This is a genomic window from Yersinia sp. 2540 StPb PI (genome assembly GCF_052217165.1).
Classification (GTDB): domain Bacteria; phylum Pseudomonadota; class Gammaproteobacteria; order Enterobacterales; family Enterobacteriaceae; genus Yersinia; species Yersinia enterocolitica_E.
Window position 1 is genome coordinate 1,461,274 of sequence record NZ_JAZGQC010000001.1, and the last position, 20,124, is coordinate 1,481,397.

Sequence of the window (20,124 nt, forward strand, 5' to 3'; positions counted from 1 at the left end):
GATCTGTTATGGACGAAAAACGACTCACTCATTTGCGGCAATTGGAGGCGGAGAGTATCCATATCATCCGTGAAGTGGCCGCTGAATTCGGTAATCCGGTGATGCTCTATTCTATCGGTAAGGATTCCTCTGTGATGCTGCATTTGGCGCGCAAGGCCTTCTTCCCCGGTAATTTGCCATTCCCGTTATTGCATGTGGATACCGGTTGGAAATTCCGCGAGATGTATGAATTTCGCGACCGTACCGCTAAAGCATTTGGCTGCGAGCTACTGGTCCACCGCAACCCGGAAGGGGTAGCAATGGGCATTAACCCGTTTGTTCACGGCAGCGCCAAACACACCGATATCATGAAAACCGAAGGCTTGAAGCAAGCGCTGAACAAATATGGTTTTGATGCTGCATTTGGTGGCGCACGGCGTGACGAAGAGAAATCCCGCGCCAAAGAGCGTATTTATTCGTTCCGTGACCGCTTCCATCGCTGGGATCCAAAAAATCAGCGCCCGGAACTGTGGCACAACTACAACGGCCAAATTAACAAAGGCGAAAGTATCCGCGTGTTCCCGCTGTCCAACTGGACTGAGCTGGATATTTGGCAATATATCTTCTTGGAAAAAATCGACATTGTTCCACTGTATCTGGCAAAGCCTCGCCCGGTGGTTGAGCGTGATGGCATGTTACTGATGGTGGATGACGACCGAATTGATTTACAACCGGGTGAGGTCATTACTCAGAAGATGGTGCGTTTTCGCACCTTGGGCTGTTGGCCATTGACTGGCGCGGTAGAGTCCGAGGCTGAAACTTTACCGGCCATCATCGAAGAGATGCTTATCTCTACCACCAGTGAGCGTCAGGGGCGAATGATCGACCGTGACCAATCCGGCTCGATGGAGCTTAAAAAGCGTCAGGGATATTTCTGAGGAGCGCCCAATGAGCACGAAATTACAAGATCAGCCCGTTGTCGATGAGCTGTCAGTTTCAGAGAACAAATCGATGATTTTACAAAATACCTCTATCGCCCAGCAGATTGCCAACGAGGGTGGAGTAGAAGCTTACCTGCATGCCCAACAGCATAAAACGATGTTGCGTTTTCTGACCTGTGGCAGTGTGGATGACGGTAAGAGCACCCTGATTGGGCGTTTACTGCATGATACCCGCCAAATCTATGAAGATCAGTTATCAACGCTGCACACTGACAGTAAACGTATTGGCACTCAGGGTGAAAAATTGGATTTGGCGTTATTGGTTGATGGCTTGCAGGCCGAGCGTGAGCAGGGCATCACCATTGATGTGGCTTATCGCTATTTCTCAACCGAGAAACGCAAATTTATCATCGCGGATACACCGGGGCATGAGCAATATACCCGCAATATGGCGACCGGGGCTTCTACCTGCGATCTGGCGATTTTGTTGATCGATGCCCGCAAAGGGGTATTGGATCAAACTCGCCGTCACAGCTTTATCGCTACATTGCTGGGGATCCGCCATTTGGTAGTGGCGGTGAATAAGATGGATTTGGTGGAATATCAGGAAAGCGTCTTCGAACAATTTAAAGAAGATTACCTGGGTTTTGCCGAGCAATTACCCACGGATCTCGACATCAAGTTTGTCCCTCTATCTGCGCTGGATGGCGATAATGTGGCATCACCGAGCGAGAAAATGAATTGGTATTCCGGCCCGACACTCCTGGAAGTGCTGGAAAGTGTTGATGTGGTCAATACCAGCCGGCAGCAGCCGCTGCGCTTCCCGGTGCAGTATGTTAACCGGCCAAACCTGGATTTTCGTGGTTATTCTGGCACCTTGTCTGCCGGTGTGGTGCGCGTTGGGCAGAGAGTAAAAGTGCTGCCGTCCGGTGTGGAATCAAGTGTGGCGCGCATTGTTACTTTTGATGGTGACTTGGAGCAAGCCATCCCCGGCGAAGCCATAACCTTGGTGCTGACTGATGAAGTGGATATCAGCCGTGGCGATTTATTGGTTGATGCCAGTGAGACCTTAACAGCGGCGCAAAATGCGCTGGTGGATGTGGTGTGGATGGCGGAACAGCCGTTAGTGGCTGGACAAAGTTATGACATCAAAGTAGCGGGGAAAAAGACCCGTGCGCGGGTGGAAAATATTCAATATCAGGTGGAAATCAACTCATTGACCCAGCGGGTAGTTGACAGCCTGCCGCTTAATGGCATTGGTTTGGTTGAACTGGCATTTGATGAACCGCTGGTGCTCGACAGCTATCAACGCAATCGGGATACCGGTGGCATGATCTTTATTGATCGGCTGACTAATGTCACTGTTGGTGCAGGGTTAATTCGCGAAACGCTGGCGTCGGTTTATCAGGAAAATACTGAATTCAGTACGTTTGAGTTAGAACTGAATGCTTTGGTTCGCCGCCATTTCCCACACTGGGGCGCGCGTGATCTGTTAGGGGGTAAATAACTTGTACGCCGATCCGTTGAAAACGCATGATGTTAATGAATCGGGCGCTCTGCCGGCTGATGAGAATATCATCTGGCATCCCCATGCGGTGACCCGAGAGGATCGGGAGCAACAGCATGGGCACCAAGGGGTGGTGCTGTGGTTTACCGGTTTATCTGGCTCAGGGAAATCTACCCTTGCCGGTGCGCTGGAACAGGCACTGTTTGCTCGCGGTGTTAGCACTTACTTACTGGATGGCGACAATGTGCGCCATGGTTTATGCCGTGATTTGGGTTTTTCTGATACTGACCGGCGCGAGAATATTCGTCGCGTCGGGGAGGTGGCCAAACTGATGGTAGATGCCGGGTTGGTGGTGCTGACGGCGTTTATCTCACCTCATCGGGCTGAGCGGGAAATGGTGCGCAATATGTTGGCATCAGGCCAGTTTATTGAGGTATTTGTCGATACACCGTTGGCTATTTGTGAGGCCCGTGACCCTAAAGGTTTGTACAAAAAAGCCCGTGCTGGCGAGCTGAAAAATTTTACTGGCATTGACTCTATTTATGAATCACCCGAACACGCTGATATTCATTTGCCGGGTGAACAATTAGTAACAAATTTGATTGAACAATTGTTAGACGTACTGCGTGGTCGAGCTATTATCAAATCCTAAATGATACCCTTTGTACTTGAAGCTACAGGGCCGTTAGCTGCACGCATTCACCCGAATCACTTGACTGTGTAAGCGCATCGGGATGTATTAGCTTGCTGCCTACCTGTAACGCTAATTACGCTGGGTATCTATACTAATGGCTACCGGCAAAACGCCCTTAGAGCGTGCTGGTAAACTGTGCCCACAGGATTGCTATGCAGAATATCACCCAAATTATTATCGACGAACAGCGGGAAAGGGAGGAGCCGTCATACTCCTTTCTCGGTGGTGTTACAGGCTTTGTTTTCTATTGGCTGGCGTTTGCGATACCTTTCTTTGTCTATGGTCCCAATACCGTCTTCTTCCTGCTGTACACTTGGCCGTTCTTTCTGGCGCTGATGCCGGTTTCAGTGTTGGTAGGTATTGCTTTGAGTGTGTTATCGCGCGGTAATCTCTTATTTACCATTGGTGGGAGTGGTATTGCCGTATTGTGTTTATTCTGGATGCTGTTTTCATTTCTTACTGGTTGGTGAGCAAATCGGCGGGCTATTCGGTTTCACCCGATAATAACCCGCTTCAATTTGTAACATCTTCAATGGGTAACCGTTTACCCTTGCGCTGAAAGCACCTTACTGAGAAATGCCTGAGTTCGCGGGTTAGTCGGGGCGGTAAAGATTTTTTCCGGTTGCCCCTCTTCCTGTATCACCCCTTGATCAATAAACAACACCCGGTCGGCAACATCTCGGGCAAAGCCCATTTCATGAGTCACTACCACCATGGTCATCCCTTCCAGTGCTAATGCTTTCATCACCGCCAGCACTTCACCGACTAACTCCGGGTCCAGCGCTGAAGTCGGTTCGTCAAACAACATGATTTTAGGTTCCATTGCCAAGGCTCGGGCAATGGCGACGCGTTGCTGTTGACCGCCAGAAAGACTGCTGGGATAGGCATCAATCTTATCGAGCAATCCCACCTTGCGTAACAACAATTCAGCCCGTTCTATGGCTTGCGCTCGTGGCAGCTTTTTAACATCCATAGGTGCCATGGTTAGGTTTTCCAACACCGTCATATGAGGGAATAGATTAAAACGTTGGAACACCATGCCGACACTTTCGCGCATCCGGTTGAGATCGGTTTTCGGGTTATGGATCTCAAAACCATTAACGGTTATTTCCCCCCCGGATAACGTCTCCAACGCATTAATACAGCGCAAAAAGGTGCTTTTACCCGAACCGGATGGGCCAATGATGCAAACCACTTCTTTTGGCTGAATGTCGCAAGAAATGCCACGCAACACATGGGTTTCGCCAAATTGTTTTTGTAGGTTATGTACGTGAATCACTTTTACCGAACCTCTTTTCCATATGCCGCACTAATAGCGAAAGTAAGAATGTGATAACCCAATAAACCAGTGAGATGGTCAGGTAGGGTTCCCAATAAGTCGCATAGGCACCAGAAACGGTGCGAGCAGCATAGGCTAAGTCAGCCAGGCCAATCGCAGAGGCCAGCGATGAATCTTTTACGATAGCGATGGCATTGTTACCCAGTGGCGGTAACATCCGGCGGAAAGCCTGAGGCAGAATAACCTTGCGCATCGTTTTGCCGTAGCTCATTCCCAATGAGCGCGAGGCTTCCATCTGGCCGCGATCAATTGACTGAATACCCGCACGGAAAATCTCAGAAACATAAGCACCCGCGTTCAGCGTGATAGCCACGACGCAGGATAAAAAAGCACCGTAATCTGAGCGCAGCATTCTGGCAAAATCAGAAGACATAATGCCATTGGTGACCAGAATGCCATCCCGTGGGTTAATAAACAGTGGTACCAGCGCGAAATGCACCACCATTATTTGCACAAATAAGGGTGTGCCACGAATAGCACTAATATAGATGCGTACTGGCCATTGAACGAAATAGTACAATACTGGCTTCCAGATACCGTGAGGCGCTTGCGCCAGACGGCCCAGACCGAGGGTTAACCCCCAGGTTGTGCCCAAAATCACACAGATAATGGTGCACTTAATTGTCATCCAGGCACCGTCCATAAACAGTGGGGCGTATTCCTGAATGATTTCCCAACGAAATCCTGACATAGGGTGATCCGGTCAATCAAGCCACCGCGCATTCACGCAGCGGTGGCGTATATAAGAAAGGGTTATTTTGCTGGCTGGGTTGCGGCTGGCAGTGTTGGTACCTGTGCATCAAACCATTTTTCATAGATTTTGGCGTAAGTGCCGTCAGCAATGATTTTCTGTAAACCACTGTTGATTTTGGTGCGTAATTCTTCATTACCTTTCGCCACCGCAATACCGAAATATTGGCGCTCAAACTTGGTATCGGAAACCAGTTCAAAGGCTTTTTCCGGGTGGGTTTTCAGGTAGAACTTGGCGACACCTACATCACCTACGGCGGCAGCGATGCCATCTTCGTAGAGTTCTTGCAGCATCAGTGGCGTGTTATCAAAGCGTTTGATCGCAGTGCTGTTTTTACCCAGAACATCGGATACCACGATGTCGCCGGTGCTTGAGTTCACCACGCCAACATTCAGATCTTTCAGTGCCGCAATGGAATCAACTTTAGAGCCTTTAGCCACGACGATAGTTTGTTCGGCAGGGAAATAAGGATCTGAAAAATCAACCATTTGTTTACGTTTATCCGTAATGGTGATACCCGAAATGATGATATCGCGATCACCGGAGCCTAATGTGGCAAAAATCCCTTCCCACGGCGTATTCACCAATTTGACCTGAAAACCTTCAGCTTTACCGATAGCTTTGATGATATCTATATCAAAACCTTCCAGTTGTTTTTGGCTATTTTCATACTCAAATGGGCGGTAGGTACCACCGGAACCGACAACATAAGTCGGCTCGGCTGCAACAACGCTACCCGCAGACAATACGGCGGCCAGACAAGTTCCGACCAGCATTAAACGTTTAAACATGTGAATCTCCCGGTAAAAGTAGCAACGAGTTAAGGTAAATTTTTTATTTATGCAGTTTGAGTGCATAAAAATAAACTTTTATACCTATAAACTCAACTGTAATGGGGTTTATTTGTTTTAGGCGAGATTAAATATGCATTTTTAACTTGAGTGTTGGTATAAGCTAATGCCAAAAACAGTTTTTGCAGTGTTTATCTCTGCATGATTTGCAGGGGGCAATAAGAGGTAGTGACAGCAGGGCTTACCGCGCACTCAAAACCAGCAATTAATGACATTTTGTAGATTTGCATGGTATTTTTGCCGGAAATCATCCTTAATCTGAGCTTTATGACCTATTTCCTTCACAGAGTGGAGTCCGACGAAAAGTTGTGGGATGATTAGGCAGTTTTTCAGGGGGCGGGAATGGGAAAACTTACACTACTATTGCTGATTTTACTTGGCTGGCTACAGTATTCACTGTGGTTGGGCAAGAATGGTGTTCATGATTTTGTTCGGGTTAAGGATGACGTGGCGCTGCAAGAGGCCAATAACGGCAAACTTAAAGCTCGGAACGATCAGCTATTTGCTGAAATTGATGATTTAAATGGTGGTCAAGAGGCTATCGAAGAACGCGCACGTAACGAACTGGGCATGATCAAGCCTGGCGAAAGTTTCTATCGTCTGGTTCCTGACCAATCCAGACGTAATGCGGGTATCCCTTCGTCGTCCAATAACGCGCAATAATAAATAATGAGTAATTTTGCAGTTTCCCTTCCTGACGTCATTGCGGTATTACCGGCTGCAGGTATTGGCAGCCGTATGCAGGCTGATTGCCCTAAACAGTATTTAACTGTGGCAGGCAAGACAATCATTGAACATGCTATTTTTTCTTTGCTTCGGCATCCACGCGTTCAGCGGATTATTGTGGCAATACATCCGCAGGACACGCAGTTTTCAACGTTACCTATTGCGCAGGACCCGCGGATCACGCTTGTTCACGGTGGTGAGCAGCGGGCTGATTCGGTGATGGCGGGCTTACAATGTGCAGGGCAGACTGAGTGGGTGCTGGTCCATGATGCGGCTCGTCCTTGTTTACATCTCGATGACCTTGAAAGGTTGCTGTCGATTATCGACCATAGCCATGTCGGGGGCATTCTGGCAGCACCAGTACGTGACACCATGAAGCGCAGTGAGGCCGTTGTCCAAATTGGCGATCATCCAGCCATTGCCCATACTGTAGATCGTCAAGCGTTGTGGCATGCCCTGACACCTCAACTTTTCCCGCTTGAGTTATTAAAAACATGCTTGGCCCGCGCCTTGCGCGAAGGGGCGGTGGTCACTGATGAAGCTTCTGCATTAGAACATTGCGGCTATCATCCGATATTAGTGTCTGGTCGTTCGGATAATATCAAAGTGACGCGCCCTGAAGATCTGGCCTTGGCCGAGTTTTATTTAACCCAACGTCAATAGCCCAACTAATGGGTGTTGCCGCCAGTAAATTTCAGCAGGCCTGGCCCAGTCATTGTGATTCTGGTGAGTAACAGCGACTAATGCTGCTGCAACCTCAAGTAATAAAGGCATTATAAGGAGTGCAATTAATGCGAATTGGTCATGGTTTCGATGTTCATAAATTTGGCGGAGCTGGCCCACTTATTATCGGCGGTGTGCGTATCCCATATGAGATGGGCCTATTGGCACATTCCGACGGTGATGTCGCATTACATGCTGCTACCGATGCAATATTGGGGGCGGCTGCGTTAGGTGATATCGGCAAATTATTCCCTGATACCGATCCGGCATTTAAAGGTGCTGATAGCCGTGCTTTGCTGCGTGAAGCTTATCGCCGTATTCTGGCGAAAGGCTACCAGCTGGGTAATCTGGACATTACCATTATTGCCCAGGCGCCTAAAATGGCCCCCCATATCCCGCAAATGCGCGTGCATTTGGCGGAAGACCTACAATGTCATATGGATGATATCAACGTAAAAGCCACCACCACGGAACAACTTGGTTTTACTGGCCGTGGTGAAGGTATTGCATGTGAAGCCGTGGCGCTTTTGGTTAAAGCATAACAGGGTTAAGGCATAACGATGGACATGGAAAATCTAACCTGGCTGCACGGCAAACCCAAAGCGAGTGGCATTTTAAAAGCCAATCCCGAAGATTTTGTGGTGGTTGAGGACTTAGGCTTTGAACCTGATGGTGAAGGCGAACATTTGCTGATCCGTATTCGCAAAAATGGCTGTAATACGCAATTTGTTGCTGACTATCTGGCGCGTTTTGCCAAGCTTCATCCGCGTTTAGTGAGCTATGCGGGTTTGAAAGATCGCCACGCTGTCACAGAGCAGTGGTTTTGCTTGCACCTACCGGGCAAAGAAGCACCGGATCTCGCTACGTTCGAGCTGGAAGGGTGTGAAGTGCTGGAAGCAGTGCGGCAGAAACGTAAGCTGCGTATCGGTTCACTGAAAGGCAATGCTTTTACCCTGGTGTTGCGTCATATCACTGATCGTCAGGATGTAGAACAACGGTTGCAGCAGATTGCCGCACAGGGAGTGCCCAACTATTTTGGCAGCCAACGGTTTGGCCGTGGTGGTAATAATCTGGTGCAGGCTCGTCTGTGGGCGAATAATGAAATTCGGGTCAAAGAGCGCAGTAAACGCAGCTTTTACTTGTCCGCTAGCCGTAGTGCGATGTTCAACCTGATTAGCAGTTGCCGTCTGGCGCAACAGCAAGCAACCACGGTGCTGACAGGCGATGCTTTACAGTTATCTGGTCGTGGCAGTTGGTTTGTGGCCAGTGCTGATGAATTGGTGGCGTTACAGCAGCGTGTTGATGCGGGTGAATTGAATGTGACGGCCCCACTGCCAGGCGACGGCGAACTGGGAACGCAGGACGAAGCATTGGCTTTTGAACAGTCATGTATCGCGGATCAAAGTGAATTACTGGCGTTGATTAAGCGTGAACGTGTTGAGGCTGCTCGCCGGGCTGTACTGCTAAAGCCACAGAATATGGTGTGGAGCTGGTGGGATGACGTAACCCTTGAACTCAGCTTCTGGCTACCCGCGGGCAGTTTTGCCACCAGTGTGGTAAGAGAAATAATGAATCAGGATAATGCCGATGCTGCGGATATTGCTGAGTAACGACGACGGTATTTCTGCGCCAGGGATACAAGCGCTCGCCGCTGCATTGCGCGAGTTTGCGCAGGTACAAATCGTCGCCCCAGATCGTAATCGCAGCGGTTCTTCCAATGCACTGACTTTGGACTGTGCATTACGCATTACCACATTATCCAATGGCGATATTGCCGTGCAGCAAGGTACTCCGACAGATTGTGTCTATCTCGGGGTAAATGCGTTAATGCGCCCCCGGCCTGACATTGTGGTTTCCGGTATCAACGCAGGCCCGAACCTGGGGGATGATGTTATCTATTCCGGCACGGTGGCCGCCGCAATGGAAGGGCGGCATTTAGGCTTTCCTGCTCTGGCGGTGTCACTCAACGGCCATCAGCATTATGCTACGGCAGCAGCAGTCACTTGCCGTTTATTGCGTGCTTTACAACAAAAGCCGTTGCGTACCGGTAAGATACTTAATATTAATGTACCTGACTTACCCTTATCTGAAATTAAAGGTATTCGAGTTACACGTTGTGGTAGTCGCCATCCAGCAGAGCAGGTATTTTGTCAGCAGGACCCACGGGGGCAAGATCTCTATTGGATTGGACCGCCGGGGGAGAAATTTGATGTAGCACCGGACACTGATTTTGCTGCGATTGAACAAGGTTATGTTTCTATAACACCACTTCAAGTTGATTTAACCGCCTATGCGGCGCAAGACGTGGTTGAAAACTGGTTAGCCAACATTACTGGTTAAAACACCTAGGGTGACGAGGAATGGTAAATAAACGCATGCAGACATTGTTGATGCTGTTACGTCAGCAAGGTATTCACGACGAGCGCTTGTTACAAGCGATCGAAGCGGTGCCGCGCGAGCGTTTTGTTGATGAGGCGTTGTCCCATAAGGCATATGAGAATACAGCTCTACCTATAGGTTCAGGGCAAACTATTTCTCAGCCGTACATGGTGGCACGGATGACCGAATTGTTGCAATTGACACCGACTTCTCGGGTATTAGAGATAGGTACCGGTTCTGGCTATCAGACCGCAATTTTGGCGCATTTAGTCGAACATGTCTGTTCAGTTGAACGAATCAAAGGGTTACAGTGGCAGGCAAAACGTCGCCTAAAGCAACTGGATCTGCATAATGTCTCTACCCGCCATGGTGATGGCTGGTTAGGTTGGGCATCACGCGGGCCATTTGATGCGATCATTGTCACAGCAGCTCCGCCAGAAATTCCAAGTGCCTTACTTGAACAATTGGATGAAGGTGGGATATTAGTTCTTCCCGTTGGGGAGCAGGCTCAAACCTTGAAATGTGTGCAACGCCGTAACAATGAATTCCAAATTGAGACGGTAGAGGCCGTGCGTTTTGTTCCTTTGGTTAAAGGTGAATTGGCCTGAATAAATGCCTTTAGACCCATCATACTTCAAGCTGCATGTGCGTTGGCTGCGCTCAATTGCCGCCTTCCTGCAACTTGAATTATTTAGGGTATATTTCAGTCTTAATCTTTAACTAAAGTCGAAGTGCAGTTTTTTTGTGCTAAAGATTGGCCGAAAATCAGTAATATAAATTTTATGGTATGGCAGGCGCGGTATTGATAGCATGCGCGCTTCTGTATCTTGTTTCTTCAGTGCGAGTCAGCATGTGTCTTGCCTGCGCTGTGGAACCTTTTAATACTCGAAAATGAGTGGAATAGTCGTATTCGGCATGGCGTTTTAACAGTCGTTAACTGACCACTTTAACTACAGTGTAAAAGGTATTTTGGATATATCGCTTATTATTGCTGTCATGGGGGAAGCATGAGCACGGGAAGCCCAATGATTACATTACGCCGGGTAGCGGCATGTACGGTTATGAGTTTATGGTTGGTAGGTTGTAGTAATGACTCCTCAACATCTGCGCCAATCAGCAGTGTTGGCGGTGATCGTTCAGGTACCATGCTAAGTGGCTCGGATACGAATAGTTCCGGTAGCCGCATCGTTTATAACCGTAGTTACAACAGTATCCCCAAAGGAAGTTACAACGGTAATACCTATACCGTTAAGCGTGGTGACACGCTGTTTTATATTGCCTGGATAACCGGGAATGACTTCCGTGACCTGGCAGCAAAAAACAATATTGCTGAGCCATATAGCCTGAATGTTGGACAATCTATCCAGTTGGGTAATGGGTCGGGTGGTGGAATGTTAGCCGCGACCGATGCCACATCAGGTGGAATGACAAAACCGCCGGCAAATATTCAGAACACAACTACAACGGTTGATTCTCAATCAACTAGCGCGTATTCTGGAAACTCGGGTAAACAGAATGTTGGTAAAATGTTACCAGCGTCAGGGGCAGTTGTCGCTACGACCGCACCTGTTACCGCGCCAAGCAGTACCATCAGTGATCCAACCAGTAATGGTGGTCCAGTCAGTAGCTGGAAATGGCCAACTGAGGGTAAAACGATCGATAGCTTCTCGGCTTCCGAAGGGGGCAATAAAGGGATAGATATCGCCGGTTCTCGTGGGCAACCCATCTTCGCTACAGCAAACGGGCGAGTTGTGTATGCTGGGAACGCACTGCGTGGTTACGGTAATCTTATTATCATCAAACATAATGATGATTACCTGAGCGCCTACGCTCATAACGATACAATGCTGGTCCGGGAACAAGAAGAAGTGAAGGCGGGTCAAAAAATAGCAACCATGGGTAGCACCGGAACCAGTTCAGTTAGATTGCATTTTGAAATTCGTTACAAGGGGAAATCCGTAAACCCGCTGCGTTACCTTCCGCAGCGATAGATTGGGCAGAATACGCTGTATTCTGCTCGCCGGATTCACGGGTAGGAGCAGCATATGAGCCAAAATACGCTGAAAGTTAACGAGTTGCATGAAGATGCTGATTTTGATGAAAACAGTACGGAAACTGAAATTTTCGACGAAAAAGCATTAGTAGAGGATGAACCTACTGAAAGCGAGTTAGCAGAAGATGAGCTGTTGGCGCAAGGTGTTACCCAGCGAGTGCTGGACGCGACGCAGCTCTATCTTGGTGAGATTGGTTATTCGCCGCTGTTAACCGCAGAAGAAGAGGTTTATTTTGCCCGGCGTGCATTGCGCGGTGATGTGCCTTCACGTCGGCGTATGATTGAAAGTAACTTGCGGTTGGTGGTGAAGATCGCCCGCCGTTACAGTAATCGCGGTTTAGCACTGCTGGATTTGATTGAAGAGGGAAACCTCGGTCTTATTCGGGCGGTGGAAAAATTTGATCCTGAACGCGGTTTCCGTTTCTCCACTTATGCCACTTGGTGGATTCGTCAAACGATTGAACGGGCGATAATGAACCAAACCCGGACCATCCGTTTACCTATCCATATCGTTAAAGAATTAAACGTTTATTTGCGTACTGCACGAGAACTTTCTCATAAATTGGATCATGAACCGAGCGCTGAAGAGATTGCTGAGCAACTCGACAAACCGGTTGATGACGTGAGCCGTATGTTACGTCTGAACGAACGTATCACTTCTGTTGATACACCGTTAGGCGGCGACTCAGAGAAAGCTTTGTTAGATATTCTGTCCGACGAAAATGAAAATGGTCCAGAAGATACAACGCAAGATGACGATATGAAGCAAAGTATCGTTAAATGGCTGTTTGAATTGAATGCTAAACAGCGCGAAGTGCTGGCCCGTCGTTTTGGTCTTTTAGGATATGAAGCAGCAACGCTGGAAGATGTTGGCCGTGAAATTGGTTTGACGCGTGAGCGTGTCCGCCAGATTCAGGTTGAAGGCTTACGTCGTTTGCGGGAAATTTTGCAAACACAAGGCTTGAGCATTGAGGCGTTGTTCCGTGAATAAATTTACCCGCCTTTCTGCAACACGAAATAGTTAGGGTATAGATAGTTATTCTTATAAAACACAAAAACGGTGAACAGATGTTCACCGTTTTTTTATGCCCGTTTACACCATATTCTTCAGGCGATAAATCCATTCCAATGCCTGACGTGGTGATAGTGAGTCTGGATCCAGTGCTTCCAATGCTTCAACCGCAGGTGGTGTCTCTTCATTTAACAACGTCAGTTGTGAGCCATCAATCTTACTGGCTGCGGCATTATTAGACAGGGACTCCAGCTCTTTCAGTTTTTGCCGTGCCCGCTTAATCACATCACGTGGTACACCAGCCAGGGCTGCGACTGCCAGACCATAACTTTTACTGGCTGCCCCATCCTGCACACTGTGCATGAAGGCGATAGTTTCGCCATGTTCCAGAGCATCAAGGTGGACGTTTACCACACCTTCCATTTTTTCCGGTAGGGTGGTTAACTCAAAGTAATGAGTGGCGAACAGCGTCATCGCTTTAATACGGCTCGCCAGATTTTCAGCACAAGCCCAGGCCAATGAAAGGCCATCATAAGTGGATGTACCGCGACCAATCTCATCCATCAGCACCAGACTTTGCTCCGTGGCGTTATGCAGGATATTGGCTGTTTCCGTCATTTCGACCATGAAGGTGGAACGGCCTGAAGCCAGATCGTCAGCGGCACCTACGCGGGTAAATATGCGATCAACCGGGCCAATGATAGCGCTTTCCGCCGGAACATAACTCCCCATGTGTGCCAACAAAACTATTAAGGCTGTTTGGCGCATATAGGTACTTTTACCCCCCATATTCGGGCCGGTAATGATCAGCATCCGCCGCTGAGGTGATAACGTCAGCGGGTTAGAAATAAAGGGCTCACTGAGAACCTGCTCGACGACCGGGTGGCGGCCAGCAGTAATTTTAATCCCCGGTTTATCACTCAGGGTTGGGCAGTTGTAGTTGAGTGTTTCCGCTCTTTCAGCCAGATTCGCCAGTACATCCAGTTCCGCCAACGCATTAGCACTGATTTGCAATTCAGGCAGATGTGGCAACAGAAGATCGAAAATCTCTTCATATAACCCTTTTTCAATCGCCAGCGCTTTGCCTTTAGAGGTCAGAACCTTGTCTTCATACTCTTTCAGTTCTGGAATGATATAGCGCTCAGCATTCTTCAGGGTTTGTCTACGGACATAATGAATCGGAACCAAGTGGCTCTGACCACGACTTACCTGAATGTAATAGCCGTGGACGCCATTAAAACCGACCTTCAGTGTATCCAGGCCCAGCTTTTCACGCTCACGGATCTCCAACCGATCCAGATAATCGGTAGCACCATCGGCCAGAGCTCGCCATTCATCGAGTTCAGCATTATAACCCGGCGCAATGACACCACCATCACGTACTAACACTGGCGGTGCTTCTACAATTGCCCGTACCAACAGATCCTGTAATTCATCAAACTGACCGACTTGTGACAGCAAATTTTGCACGTGGGGAACATCCACCGATTGCAGTAGACGGTGAATCTCCGGCAATTGCTGGAAAGCATGGCGCATCCGCGCTAAATCTCTTGGGCGCGCAGTGCGCAGCGCCAAACGAGCCAGAATACGTTCTAAGTCGCCTACCTGACGCAACGGCGTTTGCAGTTCGGCGGTGATATCTTGCAAGCCGCCGATTGCTTGTTGGCGATCGCTTAATATCTTGATATCGCGCACCGGCATATGCAGCCAGCGTTTTAGCATACGACTGCCCATTGCGGTCACACTGCAATCGAGAATAGCAGCTAACGTATTTTCAGACCCACCAGACAGGTTCTGGGTCAGTTCAAGGTTACGACGGGTCGCGGCATCCATCACAATGCCATCTTGCTGGCGCTCCATGGTTAAACCGCGGATATGGGGTAGAGAGGTACGTTGGGTATCTTTGACATATTGCAGTAGGCAACCCGCAGCGCGCAGTGCCTGATGGGCCTGCTCTACACCAAACCCGATTAAATCACGGGTGCCGAATTGCAGATTAAGCTGCTGGCGGGCGGTTTCTAGCTCAAACTCCCATAATGGACGGCGGCGCAAGCCATGCCGGTGTTCTATCAACGACATCTGCTCAAAGTTTTCTGGGTAAAGTAACTCTGCGGGATGCGTTCGCTGCAACTCGGCAGCCATGGTTTCAAGATCTGCGGGTTCCGCAACCCTAAAGCGACCGGAACTGATATCTAACGTCGCATAGCCAAAACCGCGCGCATCCTGCCAGATAGCCGCCAGCAGATTATCCTGACGTTCTTGTAGCAGAGCTTCATCACTGACAGTACCTGGTGTCACGATACGCACTACTTTACGCTCAACTGGCCCTTTACTGGTGGCGGGATCACCGATTTGCTCGCAAATTGCGGCAGATTCACCTAACTGGACCAGCTTCGCCAGATAGTTTTCTATCGAATGATAAGGTACCCCAGCCATCGGAATAGGCTCACCAGCGGAGGCTCCGCGTTTAGTGAGTGAGATATCCAGTAGCTGTGAAGCTCGCTTGGCATCACTGTAGAACAGTTCGTAAAAATCCCCCATCCGGTAGAACAATAGAATGTCAGGATGCTGGGCCTTGAGCCGAAGATACTGCTGCATCATCGGGGTGTGAGAATCGAGTTTATCGGTATTATTCATGTGGTTATGATTTATAGTCCATTGAATTTAAAGTTAATTGTGATTTTTATTATTATCGTTAGCTATCACATGATTTTACGGTTAACACGGAAATCTCGCTATCAATGCCGGCACAACAGCCGATAAAAATAAGCTATGAGCTTGAAACAGAAGGGGATGTAATTACAACCATTTATCAAGTCCTTTTTCCAGCCGATATACTAGCCCAGCAGCCCCAAAACTGACATAGGTAAAACTCGAGGCTGCCCGCAAACGGTGTAATAAGCCCCTTGATTTAGGGGCCAGGTGATTTGTGATTGCTGATAAGGTCGGCGCTATTGAAAGGCCGGGTTGGCGGGGAATAAAGCGCGAGCAGTTTGGTACAACTGGTCGGCGTAAGCTGTTTCCTTCTGATACCGAGCAATCATGATCAGACTTTGATAAACATTCGGATCATTGTGTAATTGAATATACTGCTCGGCCCATACCCTAAATTGGCGCAATAACATGGGGTCAGGATGCTGGTTAAATTGCAATAATAGATTAATATTTCTTATGTATTGATACCTTTCCCACTGGATATAGGGATTGGTCAGGCTATCTAAAGGCTGCATGTTAACCAAGCCACTTCTCTCGGCCAGTGTGAGTACCCGGCCAGTTTTAAAGCCTGTCACCATAAACACCAGTGTGCATAGCGCCGATAAAATCACGGCAGTGCGCAGCCAGCGTTGCCAGCGAGTTGACTTCGATGTGGTGGGTTGCAGCATATCTTCTGTGACCATTAGGCGGCCAAGTAAAATCAGCACCAGCCAGTGGGCTGCTGATTGATACAGAGGGAACTCCGTCATCAAATGCAACGCGATCGGCAACGTGAGAACCCACAGAGGGAAAACGGTTTTTGGTTGCATTAAGAGTGGCTTCACATAGCCGATAGCCAATAGCAACATCCCGATCAGTGCGGCAATGCCACCCTCAACCCAACCATAAAGCACTTCATTATGAGGGTGGGAAGGATAAGTTAAGTAAGTCGGTACCCGCCAGTGCTGCGCCAATTCATGGGCAAAACTTGACTCAAAGCTACCATATCCCCAACCCTGCCATGGGTGCTGCTGTATCATCTGCCAGGTATATTGCAGTATCAGCCAGCGCTCGGTGTTGCTGGCATCTTTGGATACATGCATACCGATATTCATCTGTTCCAACAGATAAACGGCGACCAGTAAACTTAGCAGGCTACTCAGCCACACCCAGGCTATCTGTCGCTGACGCCAGTAATATAGCGACAGTAATAGCAAAGTTGTTATCCCGCCAACCCAACCTATCCTTGATTGCAACAGCACCAATAAGCCTGGGAATAGCAGCAGGGTAAGTGTGCTGATGCCTCGAACGGCCCGGTTGCTTGATAACATAAACAGATAGATTGCAATGCTATAACCGGTTGCCAGGTAACTGGCCAGTACATTGGTTTGCTGGAATATGCCATAAGGCCGCTGTGCACTATCAAATTCCATCCAATTATCGGATGTAAAAACAAAAAATTGCAACAGAGTCAGCACAGCTTGCCCCCAGGCCGACAAGAGGATGATCACCAGCCATCTCTGTCGCAGGGCTACATTCAGTTTCAGGCGGAACAACCCCAGTAGCAGTATTATCCCACCCCACAGGCCTAAAATCCGCGGTAACCAGGCAACGACATGCTGTAATGAGGCAGGAAATAGCCCCGGCAGGCTTATCATCAAGGCGCCAAACAGCAGCCACAAACGGCCAGGAGAATTTACACGCTGAGTGGCTTCAGTATGGGGTAAATAGAGTGTTATTGTCAGCAGTGCCATCATGGCCCAGATGACTATATTGGCAGGAAGATGAAGCCCAGCCCCTCCTCGGTTGATTTCATAGTGCATCATGGTGACAAAGGTAATGGACATCAGCGCCATAACAACAAGGTTGAGCACTGGTACTGAAAGAGTGGGTCTTATAGATGGGGGTAAACAAAGTTTCATTTTTCTATCAACAAGTTACATATATAGCTAACATCCTGTTGTACGGAAACAGGTTAACTAATTGTCCAATATTGGGGTTATAACAGCTCAATGGGATAGTGTCTGGCAGCAATTAAAGCTGACTCTTTATCGCTATTCGAATCTATCTCGTTGAAAAATAATGTCTTTACCCTAAGATGATGGCCGTTTCATTTTTTTTCTGGCTGAGTAACAAACCAGCGTAATGAGTTCATCACTTTGGTTTCTGACATTCTGGCCCTGTCTTCCTCTACTAGCTTCATTAATACTAATCTTGCCGTATAAATATCCAGGTGCGCTTTATCGGCAAGTTCTCTGGTTTTTGGCCAATTGATAACAGGTGGTGGCGACTCAGTAAACTGCTCCATTAACGAATTACAGTGGTCCTCCAGGATACCCATCACTTCTTCTTTTCTCTGATTCTTCGGTTTCATTGTTATTTACCCTATTAAGTTTATATGTTGAGAATGTATAACTTTAAATTTCCTATATTCTTTATTTCTAATCAGTGCTTCCTACATATTTTGTGGATATTTCCTACACTCGCGGTAATTGTTCTTACATTAACGTGGTTGTGTTCTCATTCCTTTTTATATGTTTTTATATTCTGTATTTTATCACCCAGTATCTTACGCTCAGGATTTAACTTTTTGTCATTTTTGCTACATAAGGAAAATAGGGTTATTAATTTACATGTGAAATAAATGATATTTTAAGTAATTAAATAAAAACCTTTAAAATCAAGTTGTTGCTTTATTTTTTATGGGTTTTGTTGAGATTTAACATATAAAAAAACCAAGCTAATCTAAGAAGGAATCAAAGGGTTCTCGGGTATTTATACCGTTATTACTAAGGTTTTTCTGCTTCTTAGGCTGAAATGTTAAGGATTTAATGTCGATTATAGATTGGGTCATGAAATAAGCAATCATTAATTTTGAAAAATCGCTCTTTAGCGATCAAATGTGTCGGGATGCTTATTTTGGGAGTGTTATATGTCGAGGGTGTAATGTTTATCGATCAATCTTATCGATTTTATTTCGTTACTGTAATCAATTAAGTTAAACACTCTGAATTATAGTTATTTGAATTAAATGACTATCAACTAGATGTCTATATTTGTATTATCTGCCTCGAACAAAATAAGGGCTTTAAACGTTATTTAAATTTTTTCTTAATGTGCAGGTGTTACCAATGCCTACATATTGACTTTATGGCTCTGTGCAGTTCTCAGCTTGTCCTTTGGTATTTTAATGGCAAGAAGCAACATGCATTTGTATTTTAAAACAACTTTTACGCGGTATTTACTTTGATTTTTTCAAAGCAAATCAGCGTATTAAATTTTAATTGTGTATAAAGGAATCACGTAATGAAACTGAATAAAACTGTCTTGGCTGCTGCTCTGGTATTAGGTTTTGCTTCTATGGCTAACGCTGCTGATCAAGGCCACGGTACTGTGACTTTCAATGGTTCAATCATTGATGCACCTTGCTCAATCGCAGCAGGTTCAGATGCACAGACTGTTGAAATGGGCCAGATCTCTAACGTGGCACTGCAGAATGGCGGCAAATCAACTGCACAAGATTTCAAAATCAAACTGGAAAACTGTGACATCACTACTCTGCAATCTGTAACCACCACTTTCGGCGGTGCAGAATCAGCAGCAGTACCTGGCCTGTTGGGCATTACTGGTGTAGCTGAAGGCGCTGGTATCGCTATCGTTGATGGTACAGGTACCGTTATTACTCTGGGCCAAGCAACTGCTGAGCAGACTCTGGTTACTGGTAACAACACCCTGGCATTCTCTGCTTACCTGCAAGGTAGCACTGCATCTGACGCTATCAAACCAGGCAACTTCTCAAGCGTTGCTGATTTCACCCTAGCTTACCAATAAGTCACCCTTTTCTAATTGGACATGCGGATTTTTCCGCATGTCTTTTTCTCTTGAGAAAGATACGTATTGGATGAGTTAGGTGATTTATGTTCAGGTCATTTTTTTTGATAGTGCTTCCTTCCTTACTGATGGCGTCATTGCTGAGCTTACCGGTAACGGCAGATCCCATGAAAACAGCCTGGGGCCGCGTGAGTATGGAAGGAAGTATTACTGATACTGCTTGTGCGATAGATCCCGGGAGCTTGGAACAGACCATCGATATGGCGATTTTGCCTATTGGTAAATTGGTTCAGAACGGCGCAGGGGATGAACACCCGTTTGAGATTCGGTTGTTGCATTGCACGATAGCTCACCCTGATCCAGATAAGTCGAACCAGCAGCATTTTGTTGTGACATTTGACGGTGCCGCGGACGGTAATAATTTTGCGGTTAATGGTGAAGCCGAAGGAGTGGCAATGCAAATTATTGATGATAAAGGCAATGTTTCGACGCCAGGGGTGGCATCACCGGAGATCAATATAATTCCTGCTGATATGAAACTCAATTATGCCCTGCGGTTAGTGGGCAATGGTAAGACACTGCGTGCTGGAACTTATCATTCTAGCGTTCGTTTCAAATTGGATTATTACTGATTTCAATGAGTA

At 47.4% G+C, this 20,124-nt stretch carries 20 protein-coding genes; 14 read left to right on the forward strand and 6 right to left on the reverse strand.

Annotated elements, in window-relative coordinates:
• Positions 1 to 8 precede the first annotated feature (8 nt).
• The 4 genes from cysD (at position 9) to V1956_RS06485 (ending at position 3,591) form a co-directional block, all read left to right on the forward strand.
• Entirely contained in the window at positions 9 to 917 is a 909-nt protein-coding gene (gene cysD / locus V1956_RS06470) for a sulfate adenylyltransferase subunit CysD (RefSeq protein WP_004706274.1), read from the forward strand.
• 10 nt (positions 918 to 927) lie between these two features.
• Positions 928 to 2,427, forward strand: coding sequence for a sulfate adenylyltransferase subunit CysN (cysN, locus tag V1956_RS06475; RefSeq protein WP_442824921.1), 1,500 nt, complete (start codon positions 928 to 930; stop codon positions 2,425 to 2,427).
• Position 2,428: 1 nt separating this feature from the next.
• Positions 2,429 to 3,079 carry an adenylyl-sulfate kinase gene (gene cysC / locus V1956_RS06480; RefSeq protein WP_372558061.1) on the forward strand — a complete coding sequence of 217 codons (651 nt, stop codon included), beginning with the start codon at positions 2,429 to 2,431 and terminating at the stop codon, positions 3,077 to 3,079.
• A 194-nt stretch (positions 3,080 to 3,273) separates the two neighbouring features.
• Positions 3,274 to 3,591 (forward strand): DUF3561 family protein, encoded by a 318-nt coding sequence (locus tag V1956_RS06485; RefSeq protein ID WP_083160403.1) that lies wholly within the window; start codon positions 3,274 to 3,276, stop codon positions 3,589 to 3,591.
• Between the two features lie 74 nt (positions 3,592 to 3,665).
• Here the strand turns inward: V1956_RS06485 and V1956_RS06490 are convergent, their stop codons facing one another.
• The 3 genes from V1956_RS06490 to V1956_RS06500 form a co-directional block, all read right to left on the reverse strand.
• Entirely contained in the window at positions 3,666 to 4,400 is a 735-nt protein-coding gene (locus V1956_RS06490; protein WP_372558062.1) for an amino acid ABC transporter ATP-binding protein, read from the reverse strand.
• On the reverse strand, positions 4,384 to 5,151 hold the full coding sequence (locus V1956_RS06495) for an amino acid ABC transporter permease (protein ID WP_005181636.1): 768 nt from the start codon (positions 5,149 to 5,151) through the stop codon (positions 4,384 to 4,386). The genes V1956_RS06490 and V1956_RS06495 overlap by 17 nt, the downstream gene beginning before the upstream one ends.
• Positions 5,152 to 5,213: 62 nt before the next feature.
• On the reverse strand, positions 5,214 to 6,002 hold the full coding sequence (locus tag V1956_RS06500) for a basic amino acid ABC transporter substrate-binding protein (protein ID WP_372558063.1): 789 nt from the start codon (positions 6,000 to 6,002) through the stop codon (positions 5,214 to 5,216).
• A 402-nt stretch (positions 6,003 to 6,404) separates the two neighbouring features.
• Between V1956_RS06500 and ftsB the strand changes: the two genes are divergently transcribed.
• The 8 genes from ftsB (at position 6,405) to rpoS (ending at position 12,934) form a co-directional block, all read left to right on the forward strand.
• The gene (gene ftsB, locus V1956_RS06505) at positions 6,405 to 6,725 is read left to right on the forward strand and encodes a cell division protein FtsB (protein ID WP_083160397.1); all 321 of its coding nucleotides are present in this window, start codon (positions 6,405 to 6,407) and stop codon (positions 6,723 to 6,725) included.
• Positions 6,726 to 6,731: 6 nt separating this feature from the next.
• The gene (ispD, locus tag V1956_RS06510) at positions 6,732 to 7,451 is read left to right on the forward strand and encodes a 2-C-methyl-D-erythritol 4-phosphate cytidylyltransferase (protein WP_372558064.1); all 720 of its coding nucleotides are present in this window, start codon (positions 6,732 to 6,734) and stop codon (positions 7,449 to 7,451) included.
• A 128-nt stretch (positions 7,452 to 7,579) separates the two neighbouring features.
• Entirely contained in the window at positions 7,580 to 8,053 is a 474-nt protein-coding gene (ispF, locus tag V1956_RS06515) for a 2-C-methyl-D-erythritol 2,4-cyclodiphosphate synthase (RefSeq protein WP_442824922.1), read from the forward strand.
• An 18-nt stretch (positions 8,054 to 8,071) separates the two neighbouring features.
• Positions 8,072 to 9,121: a tRNA pseudouridine(13) synthase TruD gene (gene truD / locus V1956_RS06520; RefSeq protein WP_420070881.1), complete on the forward strand. Its 1,050-nt coding sequence runs from the start codon at positions 8,072 to 8,074 to the stop codon at positions 9,119 to 9,121.
• On the forward strand, positions 9,099 to 9,851 hold the full coding sequence (gene surE, locus V1956_RS06525) for a 5'/3'-nucleotidase SurE (protein WP_083160391.1): 753 nt from the start codon (positions 9,099 to 9,101) through the stop codon (positions 9,849 to 9,851). The genes truD and surE overlap by 23 nt, the downstream gene beginning before the upstream one ends.
• Before the next feature lie 20 nt (positions 9,852 to 9,871).
• A complete protein-coding gene (locus V1956_RS06530) occupies positions 9,872 to 10,498 on the forward strand; it encodes a protein-L-isoaspartate(D-aspartate) O-methyltransferase (protein WP_050086457.1) in 627 nt (208 codons plus the stop codon).
• 417 nt (positions 10,499 to 10,915) lie between these two features.
• A complete protein-coding gene (gene nlpD, locus V1956_RS06535) occupies positions 10,916 to 11,881 on the forward strand; it encodes a murein hydrolase activator NlpD (protein WP_372559824.1) in 966 nt (321 codons plus the stop codon).
• Positions 11,882 to 11,935: 54 nt separating this feature from the next.
• Positions 11,936 to 12,934: an RNA polymerase sigma factor RpoS gene (gene rpoS, locus V1956_RS06540; protein ID WP_019210991.1), complete on the forward strand. Its 999-nt coding sequence runs from the start codon at positions 11,936 to 11,938 to the stop codon at positions 12,932 to 12,934.
• Positions 12,935 to 13,036: 102 nt separating this feature from the next.
• Here the strand turns inward: rpoS and mutS are convergent, their stop codons facing one another.
• The 3 genes from mutS to V1956_RS06555 form a co-directional block, all read right to left on the reverse strand.
• Entirely contained in the window at positions 13,037 to 15,592 is a 2,556-nt protein-coding gene (gene mutS / locus V1956_RS06545; RefSeq protein WP_442824923.1) for a DNA mismatch repair protein MutS, read from the reverse strand.
• A 314-nt stretch (positions 15,593 to 15,906) separates the two neighbouring features.
• Entirely contained in the window at positions 15,907 to 17,496 is a 1,590-nt protein-coding gene (locus tag V1956_RS06550) for a Wzy polymerase domain-containing protein (protein ID WP_442824924.1), read from the reverse strand.
• A gap of 263 nt (positions 17,497 to 17,759) precedes the next feature.
• A complete protein-coding gene (locus V1956_RS06555; protein ID WP_083160383.1) occupies positions 17,760 to 18,023 on the reverse strand; it encodes a faeA-like family protein in 264 nt (87 codons plus the stop codon).
• A gap of 932 nt (positions 18,024 to 18,955) precedes the next feature.
• Here V1956_RS06555 and V1956_RS06560 point away from each other — a divergent pair.
• Positions 18,956 to 19,480, forward strand: coding sequence for a fimbrial protein (locus V1956_RS06560; RefSeq protein ID WP_442824925.1), 525 nt, complete (start codon positions 18,956 to 18,958; stop codon positions 19,478 to 19,480).
• Between the two features lie 128 nt (positions 19,481 to 19,608).
• Entirely contained in the window at positions 19,609 to 20,112 is a 504-nt protein-coding gene (locus V1956_RS06565; protein ID WP_372559825.1) for a fimbrial protein, read from the forward strand.
• Positions 20,113 to 20,124: the final 12 nt, after the last annotated feature.